Consider the following 21,509-nt stretch of genomic DNA (forward strand, 5'->3'; position numbering starts at 1 on the left):
AAGCGGCGCGTCCTGTCTATCGGCCCGCGCCGCTTGTGGCTGGGTCGGCCGGCTCAGTTGTTTTCCAGCCAGGCGTTCATCTGGGCAATTTCCTGCTCCTGGGCGGCGATGACCTGCTTGGCGAGCTTCAGCACTTGCGGGTCGGAGCCGTAGGCCAATGCGACCTTGGCCATATCGATGGCGCCCTGGTGGTGAGGAATCATCCCGCGCATGAAGTCCTGGTCGGCATTGCCGCTGAAATCAACCGCCATGGCAGCGTGCATGCGCTGGTTGGCCGCCTCGAATGCGGCCTTGACCTCAGCGCGCCTGGCGGCGTCGGCAGCAGCCTCATGGCGTGCCGCATTGCTGGCCAGCCACTTGTTCATCAGGTCGATCTCCTGGTCCTGGGCGGCGATGATCTCGCTGGCCAAGGCGCGCACCCTGGCGTCGCTACCGTACTGCAGCTCAACCTTGGCCATCTCGATAGCGCCCTGATGATGAGGGATCATGCCGCGCATGAAATCCACGTCGGCACTGCCCGTCAGCGTGACGGCCATGGCCTTGTGCATCTTCTCGTTGACGGCGCGGTAGGCGGCCGTCGAGGCATCGGCATTTGCCGACGGCCCCGCGGCGGAGTGCGCGGCATGCCCGCCGGCATGCCCATTGGCTGCTTCCTGGGCGGCAGCCAGGCCGGCGCTCAGCAGCGACGTGGCGGCAACCAGCAGTACACCTAGGGTTTGGGCTTTCATTGACGATCCTCGACCATTGATGGGAGGTCAGAACCTACACCTTGCCACGACGGCAAGGTCAAGCTGCCGGCCGCCGCTGCGGCTCGCCTCATCGGGCCACGGCCAAAGGCGCTACAGGCCATCTATAGTAAGTAGGGCAAGCCACACGCAGAGGAACCCACCATGCAAGCCATCCGCAGCATTCTCGTGGTCATCCAGCCGGATCATCTGGAAGCGCTGGCCCTGAAACGCGCCAAGCTGATCGCTGGCGTGACGCAGTCCCATCTGCACCTGCTGATCTGCGCTGAATCGGGCGAACACAGCGGCCACCTGCGCCTGCTCAGCAATACCCTGCAGCAGGATGGCTACAGCGTCAGCAGCGAACAGGCGTGGCATGGCAACCTGCATGAAACGATCAGCACGGTGCAGCAGGCCGAGGGCTGCGGCCTGGTGGTCAAGCAGCACATGCCTGACAACCCGCTGAAGAAAGCCCTTTTGACGCCCGACGACTGGAAGCTTTTGCGCTACTGCCCCTGCCCGGTGCTCTTGGTGAAGACGCCGACGCCCTGGACTGGCGGCACGGTGCTGGCAGCCGTGGACGTCGGCAATGTCGACGGCGAGCATCGCGCCCTGCACACCCGCATCGTCGAACATGGCTTTGACATCGCCAACCTGGCGAAAGCCGAGCTGCACGTGCTCAGCGCCCGTCCCTCGCCAGTGCTGGCGGCCGCCGATCCGACCTTCCAGCTGCGCGACACCCTCGAGGAGAGCTACCGGCAGCAGTGCCAGGCGTTTCAGGCGGCCTATGACATCGATGACGAGCACCTGCACATCGCCGAAGGCCCGGCCGATGTGCTGATCCCGCACTTCGCCCACCAGTTGCGCGCGGCCGTCACGGTGATCGGCACCGTGGCGCGCACGGGCTTCAGTGGTGCACTCATCGGCAATACCGCCGAGGTGATTCTCGACGCCCTGGAAAGTGACATCCTGGTGCTCAAGCCCGACAGCATCATCGAGCACCTGGAACAGCAACTCAGCGAGCGTTGATCACTCGCGAAACGGCTGCCTTGGCCTGCTGCGCAAGGGGTCGAGCAACGACGACAAGCCGTTGTGATCGATCTCCTGCATCAGCGCCAGCAACTGGCCGATCTCACCCTTGGGAAAGCCTTCACGGGCGAACCAGTTCAGGTAATGCCCCGGCAGGTCGGCGATCAGCCGGCCCTTGTATTTGCCAAAGGGCATTTCTCGGCTCACCAACAATTTCAGGTCTTCGGGTTTCATCACATCGCCGTCGGGTTTACATGGGCGGGTCATTATGCCGCAACCGCCAGGCGGTTGGGCCGGCCGCTCGACTCGGGTAAGCTGCGCGCCGTTCACCTCCATAGGTACTCATCATGATTATCAAGGCACTGCGCCTGGGCCTAGGCCAACTGATCGTTCTCGGCGACCTCGCCACCCGTCCGGCAAAGATGAAGCGCACGCCTGCAGCCCAGGCCGCCGTCGACCAGGCCGCGGGCAACCTGGCGCTCTACCAGTTCAAGGCCTGCCCGTTCTGCGTGAAGATTCGCCGCAAGCTGCATACCCTGAATGTGCCTGTCGCCCTGCGTGACGCCAAGAACGACGCCAGCTCCCGCAGCGAGCTGGAGAGCCTGGGCGGCAAGATCCAGGTGCCCTGCCTGCGCATCGACGAAAATGGCCAGAGCACCTGGCTGTACGAATCCAAGGCGATTGCCGCCTACCTGGATCAGCGCTTCGCGGTGTGAAGCGCCCCTAGACGGCTGAAACACAGGCGCTCCTTAGCGGCATCTTAGATGCCTGTTCACGACCTTTATGCGCCTGAAGTAGCAGCTAAAAGGCAAAAGCAGACGGCGAGCAGGGCTTCTTTGTAGGGTGGACGACGCTTCACCCGTCCACCGCTCTGCAATCGCAACGGTGGATGAAAAAAGCGCCATCCACCCTACAGGTCGAACGTCCGTTTGCGCCACTTAGCTGCCAAAATCGGCGAATCTGGGCTGAAAAGCCTCTTAGTGCTGGTGGCTGCGTCCGACATGGGAGACATCCTTGTCGGCATGCAGGGTGTCACTGGTGCTGAGCTGGCGAATGATCTCGCAGGGCGACGACTGCTGATCCGCCAGGCAGCTGTTGCGCAGTTCCACCAGTTGCCCCTGCAACGACTGCAGGCTGGCGATACGTGCATTGACGTGCTCGATATGCTCGTCGATCAGGCTGTTGATGGCCTCGCAGTTTTCCGCCGGCCGGCCGCGCAGGCTGAGCAGCTCGCGTATCTCGTCGAGAGTCATGTCCAGGGTGCGGCAGTTGCGGATGAAGGTCAGCCGCTCGACATGCTCCGGCAGGTACAGGCGGTAATTGCCTTCGCTACGCTGCGGCGCGGGTAGCAATCCTTCGCGCTCGTAATAACGGATGGTCTCCACCTGACAGCCGGTAATCGTCGCCAACTCACCAATTTTCATGATCGCTTCCTCCTGGTGCTTGACCCTATAGTGGCTACAGGGTGTTCACTCTGCAACAGGACATTTTGGAGAAGCATCATGGCCAACTGTTGCGATCACGACCACATCCCGAAACCCGCACGCCCCGAGGCATCCTGCTGCTCGGCGGATAACTCGTTGGTCGCCGGGATCAGTGAGCCTGGGGCCACCCAGGCAGCGCATGCGGTGGAAAACAGCACCCTGCGCATCGAGCAGATGTGCTGCCCAACCGAAGAAGGCCTGATCCGCGGCAAGTTGCAGCCCATGCCCGAGGTACACGGCCTGCAGTTCAACCTGCTCGACCGCACCCTGCGCGTAGAGCACCAGCCCGGCGCGGCGCCGCGGCTGATCCAGGCCATCGCCAGCCTGGGCATGCAGGCCCAGCCCCTGGCAGCCGAAACCCGGGTACGGATCGAGCAGATGGATTGCCCCACCGAAGAACGCCTGATCAGCGACAAGCTGGCCCGTCAGCCCGGTATCGAGGCGCTGCAATTCAACCTGATGCAGCGGGTGCTGACCATTCGCCACCGCCCGGATGCCCTCGAGCCGGCCTTGCAAGCGATCCGTGAACTGGGCTTCACCCCGCAGCCAGAGCGCGGCGAAGGCCAGCCCGCGCCTCTCGAACGAGCGGACAACGGGCTGCCGTGGCGCCTGATCGGCGCAGGTGTGGCGGCGTTCATGGCCGAGCTGGTGCACTTCACCGACAGCGCGCCGGAGTGGGTGGTCGCGCTGATCGCCCTGGGCGCCATCCTCACCGCCGGCCTCGAGGTCTACAAGAAAGGCTGGATCGCCCTCAAGAACCTCAACCTGAACATCAATGCGCTGATGAGCATCGCCGTGACCGGCGCCGTGCTGATCGGCCAGTGGCCCGAGGCGGCCATGGTCATGGTGCTGTTCGCCATCGCCGAGCGGATCGAGGCGAAGTCCCTGGATCGCGCGCGCAATGCCATCCGTGGCCTGATGGCGCTGACCCCGGAGCAGGCCACGGTGCGCCAGGCTGACGGCAGCTGGCAGGCGCAGGATGTCACCCAGGTGAGCATCGGCAGCGTGGTACGGGTACGCCCGGGCGAGCGTATCGGCCTGGATGGCCAGGTGCTCGACGGGCACTCGACGGTGGATCAGTCGCCGATCACCGGGGAAAGCCTGCCGGTCGAGAAAACCCTGGGCGATACCCTGTTCGCCGGCACCATCAATCAGGGCGGCGCGCTGGAGTACCAGGTCAGCGCCGCGGCCAGCAATAGCGCGCTGTCGCGCATCATCAAGGCCGTGGAAGAGGCGCAAGGCGCACGGGCGCCGACCCAGCGCTTCGTCGATCGTTTCGCGCGTATCTATACCCCGCTGGTGTTCCTGCTTTCCCTGGCCGTGGCGCTAGTGCCGCCGCTGCTGCTGGGCGGCGCCTGGTTCGAGTGGGTGTACCGCGCCCTGGTGTTGCTGGTGGTCGCCTGCCCCTGCGCGCTGGTGATCTCCACGCCGGTCAGCATCGTCAGCGGCCTGGCCGCGGCGGCGCGCAAGGGCATCCTGGTCAAAGGCGGCGTGCACCTGGAGAACGGCCGGCACATCACCCATCTGGCGCTGGACAAGACCGGCACCCTCACCCACGGCAAACCGGTACAGACCGACTACCTGGCGCTCGCCGATGATGCCGAGGGCTATCGCCAGTTGGCCGCCAGCCTGGCGGCCCGCTCCGATCACCCGGTGTCCCTGGCGGTGGCCAGCGCAGCGCAGCAACGGAATGTCGAGTTGCTCGACGTGCAGGGGTTCGAGGCGCTGGCTGGTCGCGGTGTGCAGGGTACGATCGCTGGCCAGCGCTATCAGCTGGGCAACCACCGGCTGCTCGAGGAGCTCGGCCTGTGCACGGCCGAGATCGAAAACCGCCTCGATGAACTCGAGCGCCAGGGCAAGACGGTGATCGTGCTCAGCGACCAAGCTCGCGCCCTGGCCCTGTTCGCCGTCGCCGACACGCTGAAGGACAGCAGTCGCGAGGCAATCGCCAGCCTGCACGCCATGGGCGTCAAGACCGTCATGCTGACCGGCGACAACCAGCCTACCGCCCAGGCCATCGCCACCCAGGTCGGCATCGACGAGGCCCGCGGCGACCTGCTGCCCACTGACAAGCTGGCCAGCGTGGAGAAACTGCTCGGGCAGCAAGGCGTGGTGGCCATGGTCGGAGACGGCATCAACGACGCCCCTGCCCTGGCGCGCGCCGATGTCGGCTTCGCGATGGCGGCGATCGGTACCGACACGGCCATCGAAACCGCCGACGTGGCGATCATGGATGACGATCTGCGCAAGATTCCGGCGTTCATTCGCCTGTCGCAACAGACGGCGGCGATCCTCAAGCAGAACATCCTGCTGGCCCTGGGTATCAAGGCGATCTTCCTGGCCATGACCGTCACCGGCCACGCCACCATGTGGATGGCGGTGTTCGCCGATGTCGGCGTCAGCCTGCTGGTGGTGTTCAACGGGCTGCGGCTGCTGCGAAAGTAAGCAATGGGAGGACCGAAACCCGGCCTGTCCCACGGCCCCATCGTGGGAGCGCGCCATGCGCGCGACAGCTTCGCGGGCATGGCCCGCTCCCACAAGAGGAGTGATCACCTCGGCGATTCATCCGTAGATGGGTGCAACCCATCACCTATTTGATGAGTTGCACCTACGCGGCCCGCCCCACCTACGAGTGACTGCGTAAGGTTTAAGGTTAATCACCCCAACATGGTCACATGCTTCGGGTGACTGGCGACCCGCGCCAGCCAGGCATTGACTGCCGGATAACCGCTCAGGTCAAAGCCGCCTTCGTGAGCCACATGGGTGTAGGCGTACAGGGCGATGTCGGCGATGGTGTAGCGATCGCCCACCAGGTACGGGGTTTGTTGCAACTGCCGCTCCATCACCCGCAGCGCCTTGTGACCGCGCACCTGGCAGACCTCGTACTCCTCCTGACGCTCGGCGGGCATGCCCTGGTACAGCTGGATGAAGCGCGCCACCGCCACATAAGGTTCGTGGCTGTATTGTTCGAAAAACTGCCACTGCAGCACCTGGGTACGCAAACGCGGTTCGGTCTGCAGGAACTCGCTGCCGTCGGCCAGGAAGTTGAGGATGGCGTTGGACTCCCACAGGCAACTGCCGTCTTCCAGTTCCAGCACCGGAATCTTGCCGTTGGGGTTCTTGGCCAGAAACTCGGGGCTCTGGGTGTCGCCCTTGAGAATGTCGATGGGCACCCATTCGCAGGGTTTGCCAAGCAGGGCCAGCATCAGTTTGATCTTGTAGCAGTTGCCCGAGCGGTAATCGCCATACACCTTGTACATGTTCGCTCCTGAAGTCGATGAACGTTAGCCGCCGATAATCACGCCGCGGCGGCGGCCAATCCCTGCCGCACCACCGTTGCCAGCCGGCGCAGCCCCTCTCCCAGCCGCTCCGGCGCTACGTGGCTGAAGTTCAGCCGCAGGTAACCGGGTTGGCGATCCGGGTCGATGAAGAACGGCTCGCCCGGCATGAACGCCACGTTCTGCGCCAGCGCCGCGTCGAGCAGCAGGCGCGTGTCCTGAGGCTGCTTGAGCTGCAGCCAGAAGAACAGGCCGCCCTGGGGAACCTGCCACTCGGCGAGGTCGCTGAAGTGTTCGACGAGTGCTGCCTGCATCGCATCACGGCGCAGGCGATAAAAATCCCGCAGCTCGGCCAGGTGGGCCCGGTATCGCTCGGTGCCCAGCCACTGCAGCGCCTGCCATTGGCCGACCCGGTTGGTGTGCAGGTCTGCCGACTGCTTGAGACGCAGCAGATGCGGATAGAGATCCGCCGAGGCGATCAGGTAGCCCACACGCAATCCGGGCAGCAGCGTTTTGGAAACGGTGCCGGTATAGATCCAACTGGCCTGACGCAGGCGGCTGACGATGGGCGTGGCGCTGCCGGCGTCGAACACCAGTTCGCGGTAGGGCTCATCCTCGATCAGCGTGACCTGGTAACGGTCCAGCAAGGCGGCCACGGCGTCACGCTTGGCTTCGCTGTAGCGCACCGCACTGGGGTTCTGGAACGTCGGGATCAGGTAGGCGAACGCTGGGCGCTGGCGCTCCAGCTGCGCTTCGAGCGCCTGCAACTGCGGGCCGTCCGCCTCCTGGGGCACGGCCACGCAGTCGGCGCCGAACAGCTGGAACGCCTGCAGTGCCGCCAGGTAGGTCGGCGCCTCGAGCAGCACCTTGGTACCCGGGTCGACGAACAGCTTGCTGACCAGATCCAGGGTTTGTTGCGAGCCACTGACGATCAGCACCTGGCTGGCCTCGCAGGGCACGCCCAGCAGGCGCGCCTCGGCGGCGATGGCTTCGCGCAGCGCCGGTTCGCCTTCGCTCATGCCGTATTGGCCCATGCTGCTGGGCATTGGCGACCAGTCGAGCAGCGGCAGCATCTGCTCGGCCGGCAGGCCACCGGCGAACGACATCACTTCCGGGCGCTGGGCAGCCGCGAGAATTTCGCGGATCAGTGAGCTTTTCAGGCGGGTGATGCGTTCGGAGAAGGCCATGGGGTCACCAGGTGATAAGTCGTGAAAACTAGGTCAAACTGCTTGACCGAAACTACGACGCCCGAGACATATACGTCAACATGATTGACCTTAAAAATTCAGCCGATCAGCAAACCGCCATGGAAGCCTTCTTTTTCGGCTACCAGGCGTTCACCGCCAAGGCCGACGAAATGCTCGCGCGCCGTGGCCTGTCGCGGGTGCACCAGCGCATCCTGTTCTTCATCGCTCGTCACCCGGGGCTGAGCGTCAGCGAACTGCTCGGTTATCTGGGGGTGAGCAAGCAGGCGTTGAGCATTCCGCTGCGCCAACTGATGGAAATGCACCTGACCCAGAGCGTCACCGCCGAGGACGACAAGCGCAAACGGCTGCTCGGCCTCACTGCCGAGGGCGCCAAACTGGAGCGGGCGCTGCGCCGCGAGCAGGTCAAGTTGCTGCAGCGCGCCTTCGATGAAAGCGGCAAGCACGCGGTGGACGGTTGGATGGCGGTGAACAAGGCGCTTAGCGGTACAGGTCACGCTGCCGAGTGATGTAAACACAACTGTATGGTCACTTATCGCGAGGGCTGTACGGCGACGGGTGGGGCCAATGCCCTTATCGTCGTCGTTCAATCAGGAGAACCTGCAATGACAACGGAACTGCTGCTCGCCTTCGTCGCCTTCGCTTTCGTCACCTCGATCACCCCAGGCCCCAACAACATGATGCTGCTCGCCTCGGGCGTGAACTTCGGTCTGCGCCGCAGCGTGCCGCACATGCTCGGCATCAGCCTGGGCTTCATGGTGCTGGTGATTTGCGTGGGCCTGGGGTTGGGCCAGGTTTTCGAGCAGGTGCCGCTGCTGCATACCCTGCTGCGCTACCTGGGCGCGGCCTACCTGCTCTACCTGGCCTGGAAGATCGCCGGCTCCGGCGCACCGGACAGTAGCGCAGGCGAGCAGCGCAAACCCTTCACCTTTGTGCAGGCAGCGGCTTTTCAGTGGGTCAACCCCAAGGCCTGGGTGATGGCCATTGGCGCCATTACCACCTACACACCGCAGGAGAATTTCCTGCTCAATGTGCTGCTGATCGCCGGTCTTTTCGCCCTGGTGAATTGCCCAAGCGTAGGGGTATGGACGGTAGCCGGCTCGCTGCTGCGCAACTGGCTGCGTAACGCCGCGGTGCTGCGCGCCTTCAACATCGGCATGGCCATACTGCTGGTAGCATCGCTGTACCCGATCTTCGCCGACATCAAAGGAGTGCTGTAATGCTGGACGCCCAACGCCCGCGCTTGCGCCCGCTCGCCGACACCTCGATGTCGGCAGTGGTGGCTGGCTTCATCGCCATGCTCACGGGCTATACCAGTTCCCTGGTGCTGATGTTCCAGGCCGGCCAGGCTGCTGGGCTCAGCGCCGGGCAGATTTCCTCGTGGATCTGGGCGCTGTCGATCGGCATGGCGGTGACCTGCATCGGCCTGTCACTGCGTTACCGCGCGCCGGTGATGGTCGCCTGGTCGACGCCCGGCGCCGCGCTGCTGGTCACCAGCCTGCCCGGCGTGCCGTACAGCGAGGCGATTGGCGCCTATATCGTCTGCTCGGCACTGATTCTGGTGTGCGGGTTGACCGGCAGCTTCGACCGCATCATGCGCCACATTCCCGGCTCCATCGCCGCGGCGCTGCTGGCCGGCGTGCTGTTCAAGATTGCCCTGGAAATCTGCGTGGCTGCCGAGCAGCAGCCGCTGCTGGTGATCGCCATGCTGTTCACCTACCTGCTGGGCAAACGCCTGCAGCCGCGTTACGCCGTACTGGGCGCGCTGGTGGTCGGCTGCGTGCTGGCCGGCGTGTTGGGCCTGCTGAACTTCTCGCAGTTCGAGCTGCAGCTGGCGACGCCGGAATGGACCACGCCGAGCTTCTCCATCGCTGCGGCGATCAGTATCGGCATCCCGCTGTTCATCGTCGCCATGGCCTCGCAGAACCTGCCTGGCATGGCCGTGCTGCGCGCCAACGGTTACGACGTGCCGGCGTCACCGCTGCTCAACACCACCAGCCTGGTGTCGATCCTGATGGCGCCCTTCGGCGCCCACGGCATCCATATGGCCGCCATCAGCGCGGCGATCTGCGCCGGCCCGGAAGCCCACGAGGATCCGCGCAAGCGCTACACGGCAGCAGTCTGGTGCGGGATCTTCTACGGCATCGCCGGGTTGTTCGGTGCCACCCTCGCCGCCCTGTTCGCCGCCTTGCCCAAGGCGCTGATCCTGTCGGTCGCCGCCCTGGCGCTGTTCGCCTCGATCATCGGCGGCCTGACCCAGGCCATGGGCGAACCCAGGGAGCGTGAAGCGGCGCTGATCACCTTTCTGGTCACCGCATCGGGTATGACCCTGTTCGGGGTCGGCTCGGCGTTCTGGGGCATCGTCGCCGGGTTGCTGACGCTGGTGCTGCTCAATGCCGGGAAACGCGAGGCCTGAAGCCAGTGGTATAGCGATAGCGGCCATTGACTGCGGGCACCACTTGGTGGGCTGAAGCCCACCCTACAGTTCTGACGTCGGTGCTGCTCAAAGGCGGGAAACGTACCGCTTGAGGCCAATGGCATAGGGCAGAAGCGGTCTTTCGCGATCTCGTGGGAGAGGCTTTAGCCTCGAGCTTTTTACGCCTAGCAAAGCAAAATCGAGGCTAAAGCCACTCCACCTGCCCTGTATCAGTCGCTACCCGACCTTCACGCCTCGGCCTTCAACTGCTTGCCATGGGCGGCGTTGACCCACCAGCCGAACGCCGCGGCGGTAAAGAACATGATGATGCTGTACAGCGCCGCGGGAATCGCCATGGTGCTGTTGTTGAGCAGCACCGGGCTCAGCGCCAGGGCGATGGCCAGGGTGCCGTTGTGGATGCCGATCTCCATGCCGATGGCGATGGCCTGGCGCAGGCTCAGCTTGAGCAGGCGCGGCACCAGGTAACCCACCGCCAGGCTCAGCAGATTGAAGGCCAGCGCCGCGGCGCCCACCACCGGCGCATAATCGAGCACCGTCTGCCAGTCCTTGACCAGCGCCAGGATGATGATCAGCAGCAGGAACAGCGCCGAGATGATCTTCACCGGGTTTTCCATGCGCAGCGCAAAACCCGGAAAGCGGCTGCGCAGGAACATGCCGATGGCCACCGGCCCCAGCACGATGGCGAACACCTGCAGCACCTTGGCGAACTGCAGCGGGATCGCCTGATCGCCTTCCATGAAGTAGGCCAGCGACAGGTTGACGATAAAGGGCATGGTCAGCACCGCGACCACCGAGTTCACCGCGGTCAGGGTGATGTTCAACGCCACGTCGCCATGGGCCAGGTGGCTGTACAGGTTGGCCGAGGTGCCGCCGGGTGAGGCAGCCAGCAGCATCATGCCAACGGCCAGCGCCGGCGCCAGGCCGAACGCCTGAACCATGAAGAAACATGCCAGCGGCAGGAGCAGCAACTGGCAGAACAGCCCGATCAGCACCGGCTTGGGGTACTTCACCACCCGGGCGAAATCCGCCAGGGTCAGCGACAGGCCCAGGCCGAGCATGATGATGCCCAGGGCCATGGGGAGAAACACACTCAGCAAGGGACTTGCAGTCATCGCTACCTCGGCGTGGTCAGACGTCCATGATCGTGATCCACACTGTAGCGGGCAATTGTCGCTTCGCATGCGAATGCGGCGGCTAACCTTGCCCCATCAGTTCAATGGATCGATGAACATTCGGCCACTGCGACATCCTTGTCCAACCGCAGGCCGAGGATTATCACCACAGCTTATTTCAACGGAGGCTACCCATGTCCACTCAGCTCAACCGCCAGTTCCTGCTCGCCAAACGCCCGACCGGCATGGTCAGCCGCGATACGTTCGATTACGTGGAAAAACCCCTCGGCGAACCGGCCAATGGACAGATTCTGGTCAAGAACCTCTACCTGTCGCTGGATCCGGCCATGCGCGGCTGGATGAACGAAGGCAAGTCCTATATCGCCCCGGTTGGCCTGGGCGACGTGATGCGTGCGCTGGGTGTGGGTGAAGTGGTGGCATCCAACCACCCGGATTACAAAGTGGGTGATCACGTCAACGGCGCCCTGGGCGTGCAGGACTATTTTCTCGGCGAGCCCAAGGGCTTCTACAAGGTCGACCCCAAGCGCGCCCCGCTGCCGGTGTATCTGTCGGCCCTCGGCATGACCGGTATGACCGCCTACTTCGCGCTGCTCAATGTCGGCGCGCCGAAAGCCGGTGACACCGTGGTGCTCTCCGGTGCGGCCGGCGCGGTGGGCAGCATCGCCGGGCAGATCGCCAAGCTCAAGGGTTGCCGCGTGATCGGCATCGCCGGCGGCAAGGAGAAATGCAGCTACCTGACCGACGAGCTGGGTTTCGATGCAGCCATCGACTACAAAAGCGAAGACCTGCCTGAAGCGCTCAAGCGAGAATGCCCCAAGGGCGTCGACGTGTATTTCGACAACGTCGGTGGCGACACCCTAGACGCCGTACTCGGTCGCCTGGCACCCAAGGCACGCATCGTCATCTGCGGCGCGATCAGCCAGTACAACAACAAGGACGCGGTCAAGGGTCCGGCCAACTACCTGTCGCTGCTGGTCAACCGCGCGCGCATGGAAGGCTTCGTGGTAATGGACCACGCCGCCAACTTCGCCAGCGCCGCGGCAGAAATTGCTGGCTGGCTGGCCGAGGGCAAGGTCAAGTCCAGGGAGCACGTCGTCGAGGGCCTGGAAACCTTCCCGGAAACCCTGCTCAAGCTGTTCAAGGGCGAGAACTTCGGCAAGCTGGTGCTCAAGGTCTGAGGCTCGACCGGGCGGCCTGAGGGTCGCCCGGCTCCCACCGCCTCCGCCAGCATTTCTGCCGCCTGGCCGCCTGCCCAGGTCGATCCCTTCGACGCAAAGATGGCCACTAGCCATTAAATTGCTTGAGCGCGCATGACCGTTCGGTTAGTTTCGCCGCCATGCAGCCCAGCGGGCTGAACGTTTTCACGCGTCGGAGCCAGGATGGAACTGTTCTTCACTGCCATAACCCTCGTCCTGGTCGGCGCGGTCTATTTGCTGCTACAGCGCGCGCGCAGCCCGGCAGCGCAATGCCGCAAGCAGATAAGTGAGTGGTTGGCATGCTTCGAAGCGGCCACGCCGGTGGAGCAGTATGAAATGGCCGAGGTACTGCTGCAGGCGTCGGCCGAGCTGGCCGCGCAGATGGGTATCGAGGTCCGCCTCGACGAATTGCTGCCTGCTGGCAGCGACCCCATCGACCTGATCCGTACCTGGCAAACGCAGCTGCCCATCGCCATTCCCGCCCACGCCCTGCCCAATACGCCAGCACGCACGGTAGGCGCCCTGCTACTGATTCGCGAGGTACAGCCCGACAGCTTTCGCCAGTTGCTGGGGCAGGCCATCTCCGGCTGAAGCGCGACAAGGGCTGCCGGGCCCTGATAACACCGTCGCGGTCGTGGGCAGGTGTTGACCGGGCCTAGAGGCTGCGCATCAGAATGATCGGCAAAGCGGTGAACAACAGCGTAACCACGCAAAGAATCAGCAGCAGATCAAGGCTATAGAAGGTCACGTCATTCTCCAGGCGGACAGGCTTGGTGCCCGCATCAGGGTTACCCGTGCCGCATCGATTGCGGCGACAGAGGCCAGTGACCACTACCCGGTTGCGCGGCGCAGCCTGCAGATCACCCCTCTACCATAGCGCAGCTGCCGGCCATTGGCATGCCGACATGCGACAGCCTGCCGCATGCCGGCGACCCCAGCGCCCGCTCCGTCAGGCCATTGACCTGAACTTCTGCGCCCTGAGGCCTACAGAAACCTGTATCGGCTTTAATCAGGAGACCCCCGTATGGAACAGTGGAACATCTGGTTGGATCGCGACCTGTGGATCGCCATCGGCATCGTGGTGGCCGCTACCGCCGCGATCTATACCCTGCTGCGCGCGCTGGTCGGCATCGTTCACAAGCGGCTGACCACCTGGTCCAAGGGGCAGGATGGCAACTGGCAGCATTTCGTCGCGGTGGTGATCGGGCGTACCAACCGCACGCTGCTGCTGGCGTTCTCGCTGCTGCTGGCCCTGCGCCTGCCCGACCTGCCCGGCAGTTGGCAGGCCGCCCTGAGCCATACCTGGTTCGTCGCCCTGGCGCTGCAGATCGCCCTCTGGGTAGATACCGGCGTGCGCCTGTGGTCGCGCAGCCTGGTGGTCGGCAAGCACGGCGGCAGCGGCTACAACCCGGTGATGACCACCATCATCAGCATCATGGTGCTGATCGTGGTGTGGTCGGTGATGCTGCTGTCGATCCTCGCCAACCTGGGCGTCGACATCACCGCCCTGGTGGCCAGCCTCGGCGTCGGTGGTATCGCCGTGGCATTGGCCGTGCAGACGGTGCTGAGCGACGTGTTCGCCTCGCTGTCGATCGGCGTCGACAAGCCGTTCGAGATCGGCGATTTCGTGGTATTCGGCGAAGTGGCCGGCAGTATCGAGCATATCGGCCTGAAGACCACGCGGATCCGCAGCCTCAGCGGCGAGCAGGTGGTCTGCGCCAACGCCGACCTGCTGCGCCAGATCGTGCACAACTACAAGCGCATGGACACCCGGCGCATCGTGTTCAAGTTCGGCATCAGCTACGACACGCCAAGCGACAAGGTACGCCAGGTATCGGAACGGGTCGGCGAGATCATCCGCGCCACGCCGCAAACCCGGTTCGACCGCGCGCACTTCCTGGGTTTCGACGAGAGCCAGCTGACCTTCGAGGTGGTGTATATCGTGCAAAGCTCGGACTACAACCAGTACATGGACATCCAGCAGGAGATCAACCTGCAACTGCTCGATGCGCTACGTGAACTGGATGTGCGCTTCGCCCTGCCACGCCGCGATCTGCGCCTGGTCGGCGAGCGCATGCCGACCCTGAAGGTAGCCGGCGTTGCGCAGCAACCCGAGGCGGACAGCGACACGCAGGATCAGCGCCTGCCGCGCTTCAGCTGATGCAGCGTAAGCGATGGGTCAACGGCAGCCGGTCAGGCGATTGCAGTTGACCCGGTCGCGATCCCCCTGGGAGCTGGACAGGCGGCTGACCACGTTCCAGCCGATGCGCCGGCTGGAACCGAACCACACCTGCCCGTCGGCGCTGACACCGGTGAACAGTTGCAGCCGGCCATAGGTGGTGCTGGTCTGTGACCAGCTCAACCCGCTGATCACGTCGAAGCCGCGCATCAGGGTGTCATTGCCCTGCTGGGCGATGCCGTAGTGGTTACCGAAACGATCCGTGCAGTTGAGCAGCGTCGCGCTGCGGGTGCAGCGCATGGCGTCGCCCGGCAAGGTGAAGGCGGCATGCGCCGACACGCTCAGGCAGAGCAACAGGACGGTAGTAATCGAGCGCAACACGGCATTCACTCGCAATCGGGTTCGCCAGCCTAGCAGATCATTCAGAACCGACCCGTCAGCGGGTATTCGACCGCCAGCCGCAGCTGGTCGGTGTCGCCTTCGGCCTGCGCCGCGTTGCCGCGGTGCACGCTCTGGCGCAGCAGCACATTGAGCCCTTTCAGGGTGCCGGACTGCACTACATAGCGCAGGTTGAAATCGCGCTCCCAATGCTTGCCGCCCTTGCCGTAGCCCAGCCAGGCGTAGCTGCCGTTCGGGTCCACGTCGCTGCCATCGATGCCACTGCCGCGCACATAGGCGGCGCCGGCACTGAGCCCGGGGAGACCGAGTCCGGCCATGTCGTAGGTATAGGCCAGTTGCCAGGACTGCTCGTTGGGCGCGTTGAAGTCGGAGAGCTGCACGGCATTGCCCAGCCAGATGGCGCCTCGGCTCACATAATCGAAGGGGCTGTCGCCATCGACCTTCTGGTAACCCAGGGCGATCTTGTGAAAGCCCTCGCTGTAGCCGAGCAGCAGGCTGGCGGTGGTGTTGGACACCCGACCCGCCAGCGCCTGGCCGGTATCGCGGCTGCGGTAGAGATTGAGATCGGCGCTCAGCGCGCGCCTTTGGGTGAATGCATGGATGTAGTTGACGCCCAGGTAACCCGTGCGCCAGCTGTCTTCCAGCTCACCACCATACAGGCTCAGCGTTAGCGCCGGCATGCCCGTGTAGGTGCCGCCCACGAAACTGAAGGCGTTGCCCAACGGCCTGCCGGGGTCTGCATAGTTGATGATCAGCGGATTGTTGTTGCTGCGCGAATTGCGATCCGCCGAGCCGGTGAAGTGCCCGCCGGTCAACACCAGGTTATCGATCTCGCGGCTGTCGAGAAACCAGCCGGTGTGGGTTTCCGGTAGCAGACGGCTGTCCGACGAGGAAAAGATCGGCGTTTTGACACGCTGTTCGCCATAGCGCACCCAGGTCGATGACAACCGAGCCTTGACGGCTGCACCGCCGCGAGCAACTTCATTCTGATCGTAGCCGTCGTTGTCCACCGGCATGTGGCGCATCTTGCCGGCCCGCCCGCCGCCGCCATCGAGCTTGTGTGACAGGTACAGATGACCATCGAGCCCGAAACCGACGGTGCCCTGGGTGAACCCGGATTTCACCTCGCCCTGCATGCCGTAACCCCACTCCTCGGCATAACCGTTACGGCTGTCGCGCGGCTTGTAGGCGTTGCGTGCGCCATTGCTGCGCCCGCCATTTCGGTAATCGCGATTCTCGTAAACGCTGCGGTTGACGAGGCTCCAGGTGGCGTCGTCGACGAAGCCGGCGCTTTTCGCCTGCTCGTCGCTCGCAGCCAATGCCTGGGGTGACAGGCAGCATGCTGTTACGGCAAGCGCACCGAGGGAGGATCTATTCATGATTGCTCCTTGATTGAATTCATGTGCCGGCAAAGCCTGAATGCCGCCGCCATGCCGATGCCCATCAAGGTCCACCACAAGAGTTGTGGCGGCGCCTGGTCGGCCGGCAGGAAGCGACCGATCAACACGTTGCTGAATAGCGCGACCAAACCGCCGACGCCGGCAAAAAATCCGTAATAGGCCGCCAGCTGGCCGCGCTTGGCGTAATGGGGCACATGGGCCGACAGCAGCGGCAACACCAGCAGGCTGCCGAGGCTGAACAGCGCGGCCATCAACTGCACGGCCAGGTGCGCGCCCAGCAGGGTGACCAGCGGCTCGGCCAGCAGGCCGTAGCTGGCCGCCATCAGCGCCAGGCCAATGCCCATGCCCTGCCCTTCGCTGATCCAGCGCTGGCGCAGGGTGCTGACCGGCAGCTGCAGCAACACGCCGACCACAGCGGTGATCACGAACACCTGGGTGATCCATTCCTGACCGCCGCCATAGGCATGGCTGTAGGCCGGCACCGCCAGGTACAACGGATGGAACAACAGCGGATAGGCCGCCGCCAGCAAGGCGAAGCGCAGGAACGGCCATTGCCGGAGCATGTCCAGGCACTGGCGCAGCATGGTCACCGGCTCTTCACCCGAGACCAGATCCTTGAGCGGCAGGAAGCGCCATTGCACCAGTGTCATCACCAGGAAAAGCGCCGCCGCCACGCTGCCGGTCACCGAGAAATCCACGCTGATGAACAGCAGCCCGGCCAGCGGGCCGAGCAGCATGCCGGCGGTGCTCGCCATGTTGTGCAAGGCGAACGCCTGCTTGCGCAGCTGTGCATCCTGGCATTCATCGGCCAGGTAGGCCTGGGCACAGGGCGTGAACAGCGCGCCGGCGAAACCGCTCAGGCAGGCAGCCAGCAGCAGCACCGCGAGGCTCTCGGAAAAGCCGAACACCGCGAAGCCGACACAACGCACCGCGCAGCCAATCAGAATGGCGCGCCGGTAACCGATGCGATCCCCCAGCAAGCCACCGAGCAGGAACAACCCCTGCTGGCTGAACACCCGGATGCCCAGTACCAGGCCCACGGCCCAGCCGGCCAGGCCGAGGTTCTCGCTGAGATGCCCAGCCAGATACGGCATCAGCATGTAGAAGCCGAAGTTGAACGTCAGCCCATTGAGGATCAGCACACGCGCAGCGGGAGATAGCGAGGTCAGGGTGGTCAGAACACGGCGCATCAGGGCACGACACTCTTGAGAAAAAAGGCAGTCAGTATGCCGAATTGGCCTGTTCGAGGATCTGTTCGAAACGTGCCTTGGCCCGTGCCGGCAGCGAGGCGGGAAGCTGCACTTCGCTGGCCTGGCGGTCGCCGACCTGAATCAGCATCACCATGCCCATGGCCAGGTGCGGAATGCACTGGATGCCATACAAGCCGGGCGTGTCGAACGTCACCTCGATCTCTTCGTTGATCCTGCCCTTGAACGGCTCGGCGCCTTCGGGCAGCAAGCCCGGCAGGCTGGCGGCGTTGTGGCTCGGGTGGCTGGCGATGAACCTGACCCTGTCGCCCGGGGCGATGGCCAGGTAATCGGGCTCGTAGACCATCGCGCCAGAGGCACCGCGGTTGAGCATTTTCACTTCGTGCACCTCGGCCAGCGCCGCGGTGCACAACAGGGTTGCCAGAAGCGTGATGGCAGGGCGAATGGGCATGGGAACCGTCCGTGTCAGGCAGGATGAAAACGCAGGACCCGGGCGCCGTCTTCCGGGTCGGTCAGGTACCGGGCGCGCACCCCGAAGGTGTCGCGCAGGCGTTCGGTGGTCAGCACCTGGTCGGGCTCGCCCAGTGCCACCAGGCGGCCCCGCTCCATGACCCCGAGGCGGTCGCATTCCAGGGCCTGGTTGAGGTCATGCAGGGCGATCAGGGTGGTGACCGGCAGCGCCCGCACCAGGTTGAGGATCGACAGCTGGTGCTGGATATCCAGGTGGTTGGTGGGCTCGTCGAGCAACAGAATCTGGGGCTGCTGGGCCAGTGCCCGGGCGATGTGCACGCGCTGCCGCTCACCGCCGGACAAGGTGCTCCAGGCATGTTCGTGCATGTGGGCCATATCCACATCGGCCAGCGCCTGCATGACCTTGCGTTCGTCCTCGGCCGACCATGGCTGCAGCGCCGACAACCAGGGCGTGCGCCCCAGCTCGACCGCATCGCGCACCGTCACCGCGTCGCTGGTATCGGCCTGTTGCTCGACGAAGGCCAGTTGCCGGGCCACTTCGCGGCGGCTCAGGCCCGCCAGCGGCTTGCCATTGAGCTGCACCTGGCCACTGCCCGGCACGCGAATCCCGGAGAGCAGCTTGAGCAGGGTCGATTTGCCCGAGCCGTTGGGCCCGATCAGCCCCAGGGTTTCGCCCTGGCGCACTTCGAGGTCGACCCCGGCCACGATCGCCCGGCCCTTTACCGACCAGCCCAGGTCGCTGCACTGCAACACGGTGCTCATCGCGCCCGCCTCCCGCGCACCAGAATCACGGCAAACGCCGGCGCGCCGACCAGCGCGGTAACCACGCCGATCGGCAGCACCTGGCCCTTGATCGCCGTACGCGACAGCACATCGGCGGCGATCAGGAATACCGCGCCGATCAGCGCCGACACCGGCACCAGCCGGCCATGTCGCGCGCCCACCAGCAGCCGCGCGGCATGCGGGATCACCAGGCCGACGAAACCGATGGAGCCGACGATCGACACCATCACCGCCGTGACCAGCGCGGTACAGGCGATCAACGTGGCTTGCACGCGGCGCACCGGCACACCCAGGGAGGCCGCCGACTCGGCGCCAAAGGTGAAGGCATCCAGCGCCCGGGTGTGCCAGGCCACCAGCAGAACCCCGGCCAGCGCCATCGGCACGGCCAGCAGCACATCCTGCCAGTTGACCCCGCTGAGGTTGCCGAGCAGCCAGAACATGATGCCGCGGGCCTGCTCGGCGCTGGCCGACTTGGTGATCAGAAACGAGGTCAGCGCATTGAACAGCTGGGAGCCGGCGATACCGGCGAGAATGATCTGCGCACTGCCGCTGATCGCCCCGCCGCCTGCCGCCCGGGCCAGCAGCGCGACCAGCCCGAAGGCGGCGACCGCACCGAGAAAGGCGCCCATGGACAGCGACAACATGCCGGCCCCGACGCCCAACAGCGCAACGGAAACCGCGCCCGTCGAGGCGCCGGCAGAAATGCCCAGCAGGTAGGGGTCGGCCAGCGGGTTGCGCAACAACGCCTGCAGCACCACCCCGGACACCGCCAGCCCGGCGCCGCAGCTGGCAGCGACCAGGGCGCGGGTCAGGCGATAATTCCAGACGATGCCCTCATCGATCGGGTCGAGCACGAAGCCCGCCGCGAACAGCTTGTTGGCCAACACCTGGAAGACCACCGAGGGCGGGATGCGGGTTTCGCCCAGGGCGACCCCGGCGACCACCGCCACGCCCAGCAGCAGCAGGCAGGCGATGGTCAGCAGCAACAGGCGAGAACTGCGCGCGATCATTGGAATCCGTCAACGGCCTTGGCGAGGGTTTCGATGCCCGTGATCATGCGCAGCGAGGCCTGCATGCCATCGGCATCGATGATCACGATGCGCCCGTTCTTGACGGCGTCCATGTGCCTGGCAACCGGGTCGTTGCGCAGGAATTCGAGCTTCTTCTCGACGTCGTCGGCGGGAAAACGTCGGCGGTCCATGCGCGCCAGCACCAACACCGTGGGGTTGGCCTTGGCCAGGGTTTCCCAGCCGACGCTCGGCCACTCCTCGCTGGACTCGACCACGTTGCGCAGGCCCAGGGATTTCATCATGTAGTCGGCCACACCCTTCTGGCCCGCCACGTAGGGATCCAGATCCATGTCCGGGCTGGAGAACCAGAACAGCGCGGAAATATCCCTGGCCTGGCGCTGCTCGGCACCGGCCACCGCCGTGGCCAGGCGCTTCTGCAGGTCGCCGACCAGGGCCTCACCCTTGTCCTGCACGTCGAAGATCTGCGCCAGCTGGTTGATGCTCTTGTACAGGCTGTCGATCTGGAACGGCTGCAGGCGGGTGCCGTCGGCACCGACCAGGTTGTCCTTGCCTTCGCAGTCGGTGGGCATGATGTAGGTGGGGATGTTCAGGTCGTGAAACTGCTTGCGTGTCCCCACCACGCCCTGCTCGCCGACCATCCATTCGAACTGCACGGCCACCAGGCCCGGACGCTTGTTGATCACCGATTCGAAGCTCGGGTCGTTGTCGGCCAGGCGCGGAACCTTGGCGTTCTGCGCCTCGAACTCGGGCAGCACATGGCTGAACCACAGCGAGGTGCCGGCCAGGCGCTCGCCCAGGCCCAGGGAATAGAGGATTTCGGTGCCCGCCTGGCCGATGGTCACGGCATTGCCGGGGCTTTTCGCGAAGGTCAGCGACTGCCCGCAGTTCTGCAGCGTGAGGGGATAGTGGGTCGGGCCGGCGGCATGGGCCATGGAAGACAACGTCAGGGCGGCGCCGATGAGGGCAAGGCGTGACACGAACATGCGGGTGATCTCCTAATCAACAAATACGCATAACGGCAGTGCGTAGGCTGGAGAACACATCACGCCGCGCGGCCATGGCCGCACCTGTCCCTTGCGGGAAGTGATCACGGATGCCCCCTCCCGGACACCCCGCCGGCGGTTCGATTACTGGCGCCTGCCCGCCAGAAGCGGATCAGACCCATGCCGGCAGGTCTCCTGACTGGTACGTCTGCGCAACGCTGCGGCCTTCCCGGAAGTGGCTCCAGTGACACGATTGCAGCGCTGCTCGGTACCTACAGTTGCGGGGGCAGTTCCGTTTGGCCACCCGAGGTGGCGACGGATTCCCTATTAATTCCTCACGGAAACCGGCGGCGGCATCTTAAACGATTAAGTGATCCGCCTGCAGCGCTTTGCCGCTGTTTTCCGTTGACGACACCTGGCCTGTTCAGCCAGGCGCCCACAACGGCCTACGAAAAGCGTCGCCATTATTGTTACAACATAACATTTTAGCAAGCGCATTTTAGGCAACGCCCTGCAGCGGTTCCCTGTGCCGAGGAAATTGACGGACGAGGCTTGTAATGAGAATTAA

The 21,509-nt window shown here is 64.5% G+C and carries 22 protein-coding genes and 1 riboswitch; of the genes, 9 read left to right on the forward strand and 13 right to left on the reverse strand.

Annotation, left to right across the window (positions count from 1 at the left end; translation table 11 throughout):
- Positions 1–53: 53 nt before the first annotated feature.
- Positions 54–728 (reverse strand): DUF305 domain-containing protein, encoded by a 675-nt coding sequence (locus QYS36_RS20540; protein ID WP_308841210.1) that lies wholly within the window; start codon positions 726–728, stop codon positions 54–56.
- A 162-nt stretch (positions 729–890) separates the two neighbouring features.
- Between QYS36_RS20540 and QYS36_RS20545 the strand changes: the two genes are divergently transcribed.
- Positions 891–1,754: a universal stress protein gene (locus tag QYS36_RS20545; RefSeq protein ID WP_308841211.1), complete on the forward strand. Its 864-nt coding sequence runs from the start codon at positions 891–893 to the stop codon at positions 1,752–1,754.
- Here the strand turns inward: QYS36_RS20545 and QYS36_RS20550 are convergent, their stop codons facing one another.
- Entirely contained in the window at positions 1,755–1,988 is a 234-nt protein-coding gene (locus QYS36_RS20550) for a DUF3820 family protein (protein ID WP_074887485.1), read from the reverse strand.
- A gap of 113 nt (positions 1,989–2,101) precedes the next feature.
- On the opposite strand from QYS36_RS20550, the gene QYS36_RS20555 reads away from it, so the two are divergent.
- Entirely contained in the window at positions 2,102–2,470 is a 369-nt protein-coding gene (locus QYS36_RS20555; protein ID WP_308841212.1) for a glutaredoxin domain-containing protein, read from the forward strand.
- A 261-nt stretch (positions 2,471–2,731) separates the two neighbouring features.
- On the opposite strand, the gene cadR is transcribed toward QYS36_RS20555, so the two are convergent.
- Positions 2,732–3,178: a Cd(II)/Pb(II)-responsive transcriptional regulator gene (gene cadR, locus QYS36_RS20560; protein WP_308841213.1), complete on the reverse strand. Its 447-nt coding sequence runs from the start codon at positions 3,176–3,178 to the stop codon at positions 2,732–2,734.
- Positions 3,179–3,256: 78 nt separating this feature from the next.
- On the opposite strand from cadR, the gene QYS36_RS20565 reads away from it, so the two are divergent.
- Positions 3,257–5,683 (forward strand): heavy metal translocating P-type ATPase, encoded by a 2,427-nt coding sequence (locus QYS36_RS20565; protein ID WP_374990477.1) that lies wholly within the window; start codon positions 3,257–3,259, stop codon positions 5,681–5,683.
- 212 nt (positions 5,684–5,895) lie between these two features.
- Here the strand turns inward: QYS36_RS20565 and QYS36_RS20570 are convergent, their stop codons facing one another.
- Positions 5,896–6,498 carry a glutathione S-transferase family protein gene (locus QYS36_RS20570; RefSeq protein ID WP_308841214.1) on the reverse strand — a complete coding sequence of 201 codons (603 nt, stop codon included), beginning with the start codon at positions 6,496–6,498 and terminating at the stop codon, positions 5,896–5,898.
- Positions 6,499–6,536: 38 nt separating this feature from the next.
- Positions 6,537–7,703 carry a PLP-dependent aminotransferase family protein gene (locus QYS36_RS20575; RefSeq protein WP_308841215.1) on the reverse strand — a complete coding sequence of 389 codons (1,167 nt, stop codon included), beginning with the start codon at positions 7,701–7,703 and terminating at the stop codon, positions 6,537–6,539.
- 80 nt (positions 7,704–7,783) lie between these two features.
- Here QYS36_RS20575 and QYS36_RS20580 point away from each other — a divergent pair, with 80 nt between their 5' ends.
- From QYS36_RS20580 to QYS36_RS20590, 3 genes are all read left to right on the forward strand, one after another.
- Entirely contained in the window at positions 7,784–8,230 is a 447-nt protein-coding gene (locus QYS36_RS20580) for a MarR family transcriptional regulator (RefSeq protein ID WP_308841216.1), read from the forward strand.
- Positions 8,231–8,326: 96 nt separating this feature from the next.
- On the forward strand, positions 8,327–8,941 hold the full coding sequence (locus QYS36_RS20585; protein ID WP_308841217.1) for a LysE family translocator: 615 nt from the start codon (positions 8,327–8,329) through the stop codon (positions 8,939–8,941).
- Positions 8,941–10,137 carry a benzoate/H(+) symporter BenE family transporter gene (locus tag QYS36_RS20590; protein ID WP_308841218.1) on the forward strand — a complete coding sequence of 399 codons (1,197 nt, stop codon included), beginning with the start codon at positions 8,941–8,943 and terminating at the stop codon, positions 10,135–10,137. The genes QYS36_RS20585 and QYS36_RS20590 overlap by 1 nt, the downstream gene beginning before the upstream one ends.
- Positions 10,138–10,385: 248 nt before the next feature.
- On the opposite strand, the gene QYS36_RS20595 is transcribed toward QYS36_RS20590, so the two are convergent.
- Positions 10,386–11,270, reverse strand: coding sequence for a bile acid:sodium symporter family protein (locus QYS36_RS20595; protein ID WP_308841219.1), 885 nt, complete (start codon positions 11,268–11,270; stop codon positions 10,386–10,388).
- A 194-nt stretch (positions 11,271–11,464) separates the two neighbouring features.
- On the opposite strand from QYS36_RS20595, the gene QYS36_RS20600 reads away from it, so the two are divergent.
- From QYS36_RS20600 to QYS36_RS20610, 3 genes are all read left to right on the forward strand, one after another.
- Complete coding sequence (locus tag QYS36_RS20600) at positions 11,465–12,469, forward strand: NADP-dependent oxidoreductase (protein ID WP_308841220.1); 1,005 nt, start codon at positions 11,465–11,467, stop codon at positions 12,467–12,469.
- Between the two features lie 201 nt (positions 12,470–12,670).
- Complete coding sequence (locus QYS36_RS20605; protein ID WP_308841221.1) at positions 12,671–13,078, forward strand: hypothetical protein; 408 nt, start codon at positions 12,671–12,673, stop codon at positions 13,076–13,078.
- A gap of 433 nt (positions 13,079–13,511) precedes the next feature.
- Entirely contained in the window at positions 13,512–14,648 is a 1,137-nt protein-coding gene (locus tag QYS36_RS20610) for a mechanosensitive ion channel family protein (RefSeq protein WP_308841222.1), read from the forward strand.
- An 18-nt stretch (positions 14,649–14,666) separates the two neighbouring features.
- Here QYS36_RS20610 and QYS36_RS20615 read toward each other — a convergent pair whose 3' ends face one another.
- The 7 genes from QYS36_RS20615 to QYS36_RS20645 are packed head-to-tail and all read right to left on the reverse strand — an operon-like array spanning position 14,667 to position 20,941.
- Complete coding sequence (locus tag QYS36_RS20615; RefSeq protein WP_308841223.1) at positions 14,667–15,056, reverse strand: hypothetical protein; 390 nt, start codon at positions 15,054–15,056, stop codon at positions 14,667–14,669.
- Positions 15,057–15,088: 32 nt separating this feature from the next.
- Positions 15,089–16,444: an OprD family porin gene (locus QYS36_RS20620; RefSeq protein ID WP_308841224.1), complete on the reverse strand. Its 1,356-nt coding sequence runs from the start codon at positions 16,442–16,444 to the stop codon at positions 15,089–15,091.
- Positions 16,441–17,655, reverse strand: coding sequence for an MFS transporter (locus tag QYS36_RS20625; RefSeq protein ID WP_308841225.1), 1,215 nt, complete (start codon positions 17,653–17,655; stop codon positions 16,441–16,443). Before QYS36_RS20625 ends, QYS36_RS20620 begins: the two co-directional genes overlap by 4 nt.
- A gap of 31 nt (positions 17,656–17,686) precedes the next feature.
- Entirely contained in the window at positions 17,687–18,124 is a 438-nt protein-coding gene (locus QYS36_RS20630) for a pseudoazurin (protein WP_308841226.1), read from the reverse strand.
- Positions 18,125–18,138: 14 nt separating this feature from the next.
- Positions 18,139–18,906, reverse strand: coding sequence for an ABC transporter ATP-binding protein (locus QYS36_RS20635; RefSeq protein ID WP_308841227.1), 768 nt, complete (start codon positions 18,904–18,906; stop codon positions 18,139–18,141).
- Positions 18,903–19,937: a FecCD family ABC transporter permease gene (locus QYS36_RS20640; protein ID WP_374990478.1), complete on the reverse strand. Its 1,035-nt coding sequence runs from the start codon at positions 19,935–19,937 to the stop codon at positions 18,903–18,905. The genes QYS36_RS20635 and QYS36_RS20640 overlap by 4 nt, the downstream gene beginning before the upstream one ends.
- Complete coding sequence (locus QYS36_RS20645; RefSeq protein ID WP_308841228.1) at positions 19,934–20,941, reverse strand: ABC transporter substrate-binding protein; 1,008 nt, start codon at positions 20,939–20,941, stop codon at positions 19,934–19,936. Before QYS36_RS20645 ends, QYS36_RS20640 begins: the two co-directional genes overlap by 4 nt.
- Positions 20,942–21,108: 167 nt before the next feature.
- A riboswitch (cobalamin riboswitch) is annotated at positions 21,109–21,305 on the reverse strand.
- Between the last annotated feature and the right edge of the window lie 204 nt (positions 21,306–21,509).

Source organism: Pseudomonas sp. G34 (genome assembly GCF_031119625.1).
GTDB lineage: Bacteria > Pseudomonadota > Gammaproteobacteria > Pseudomonadales > Pseudomonadaceae > Aquipseudomonas.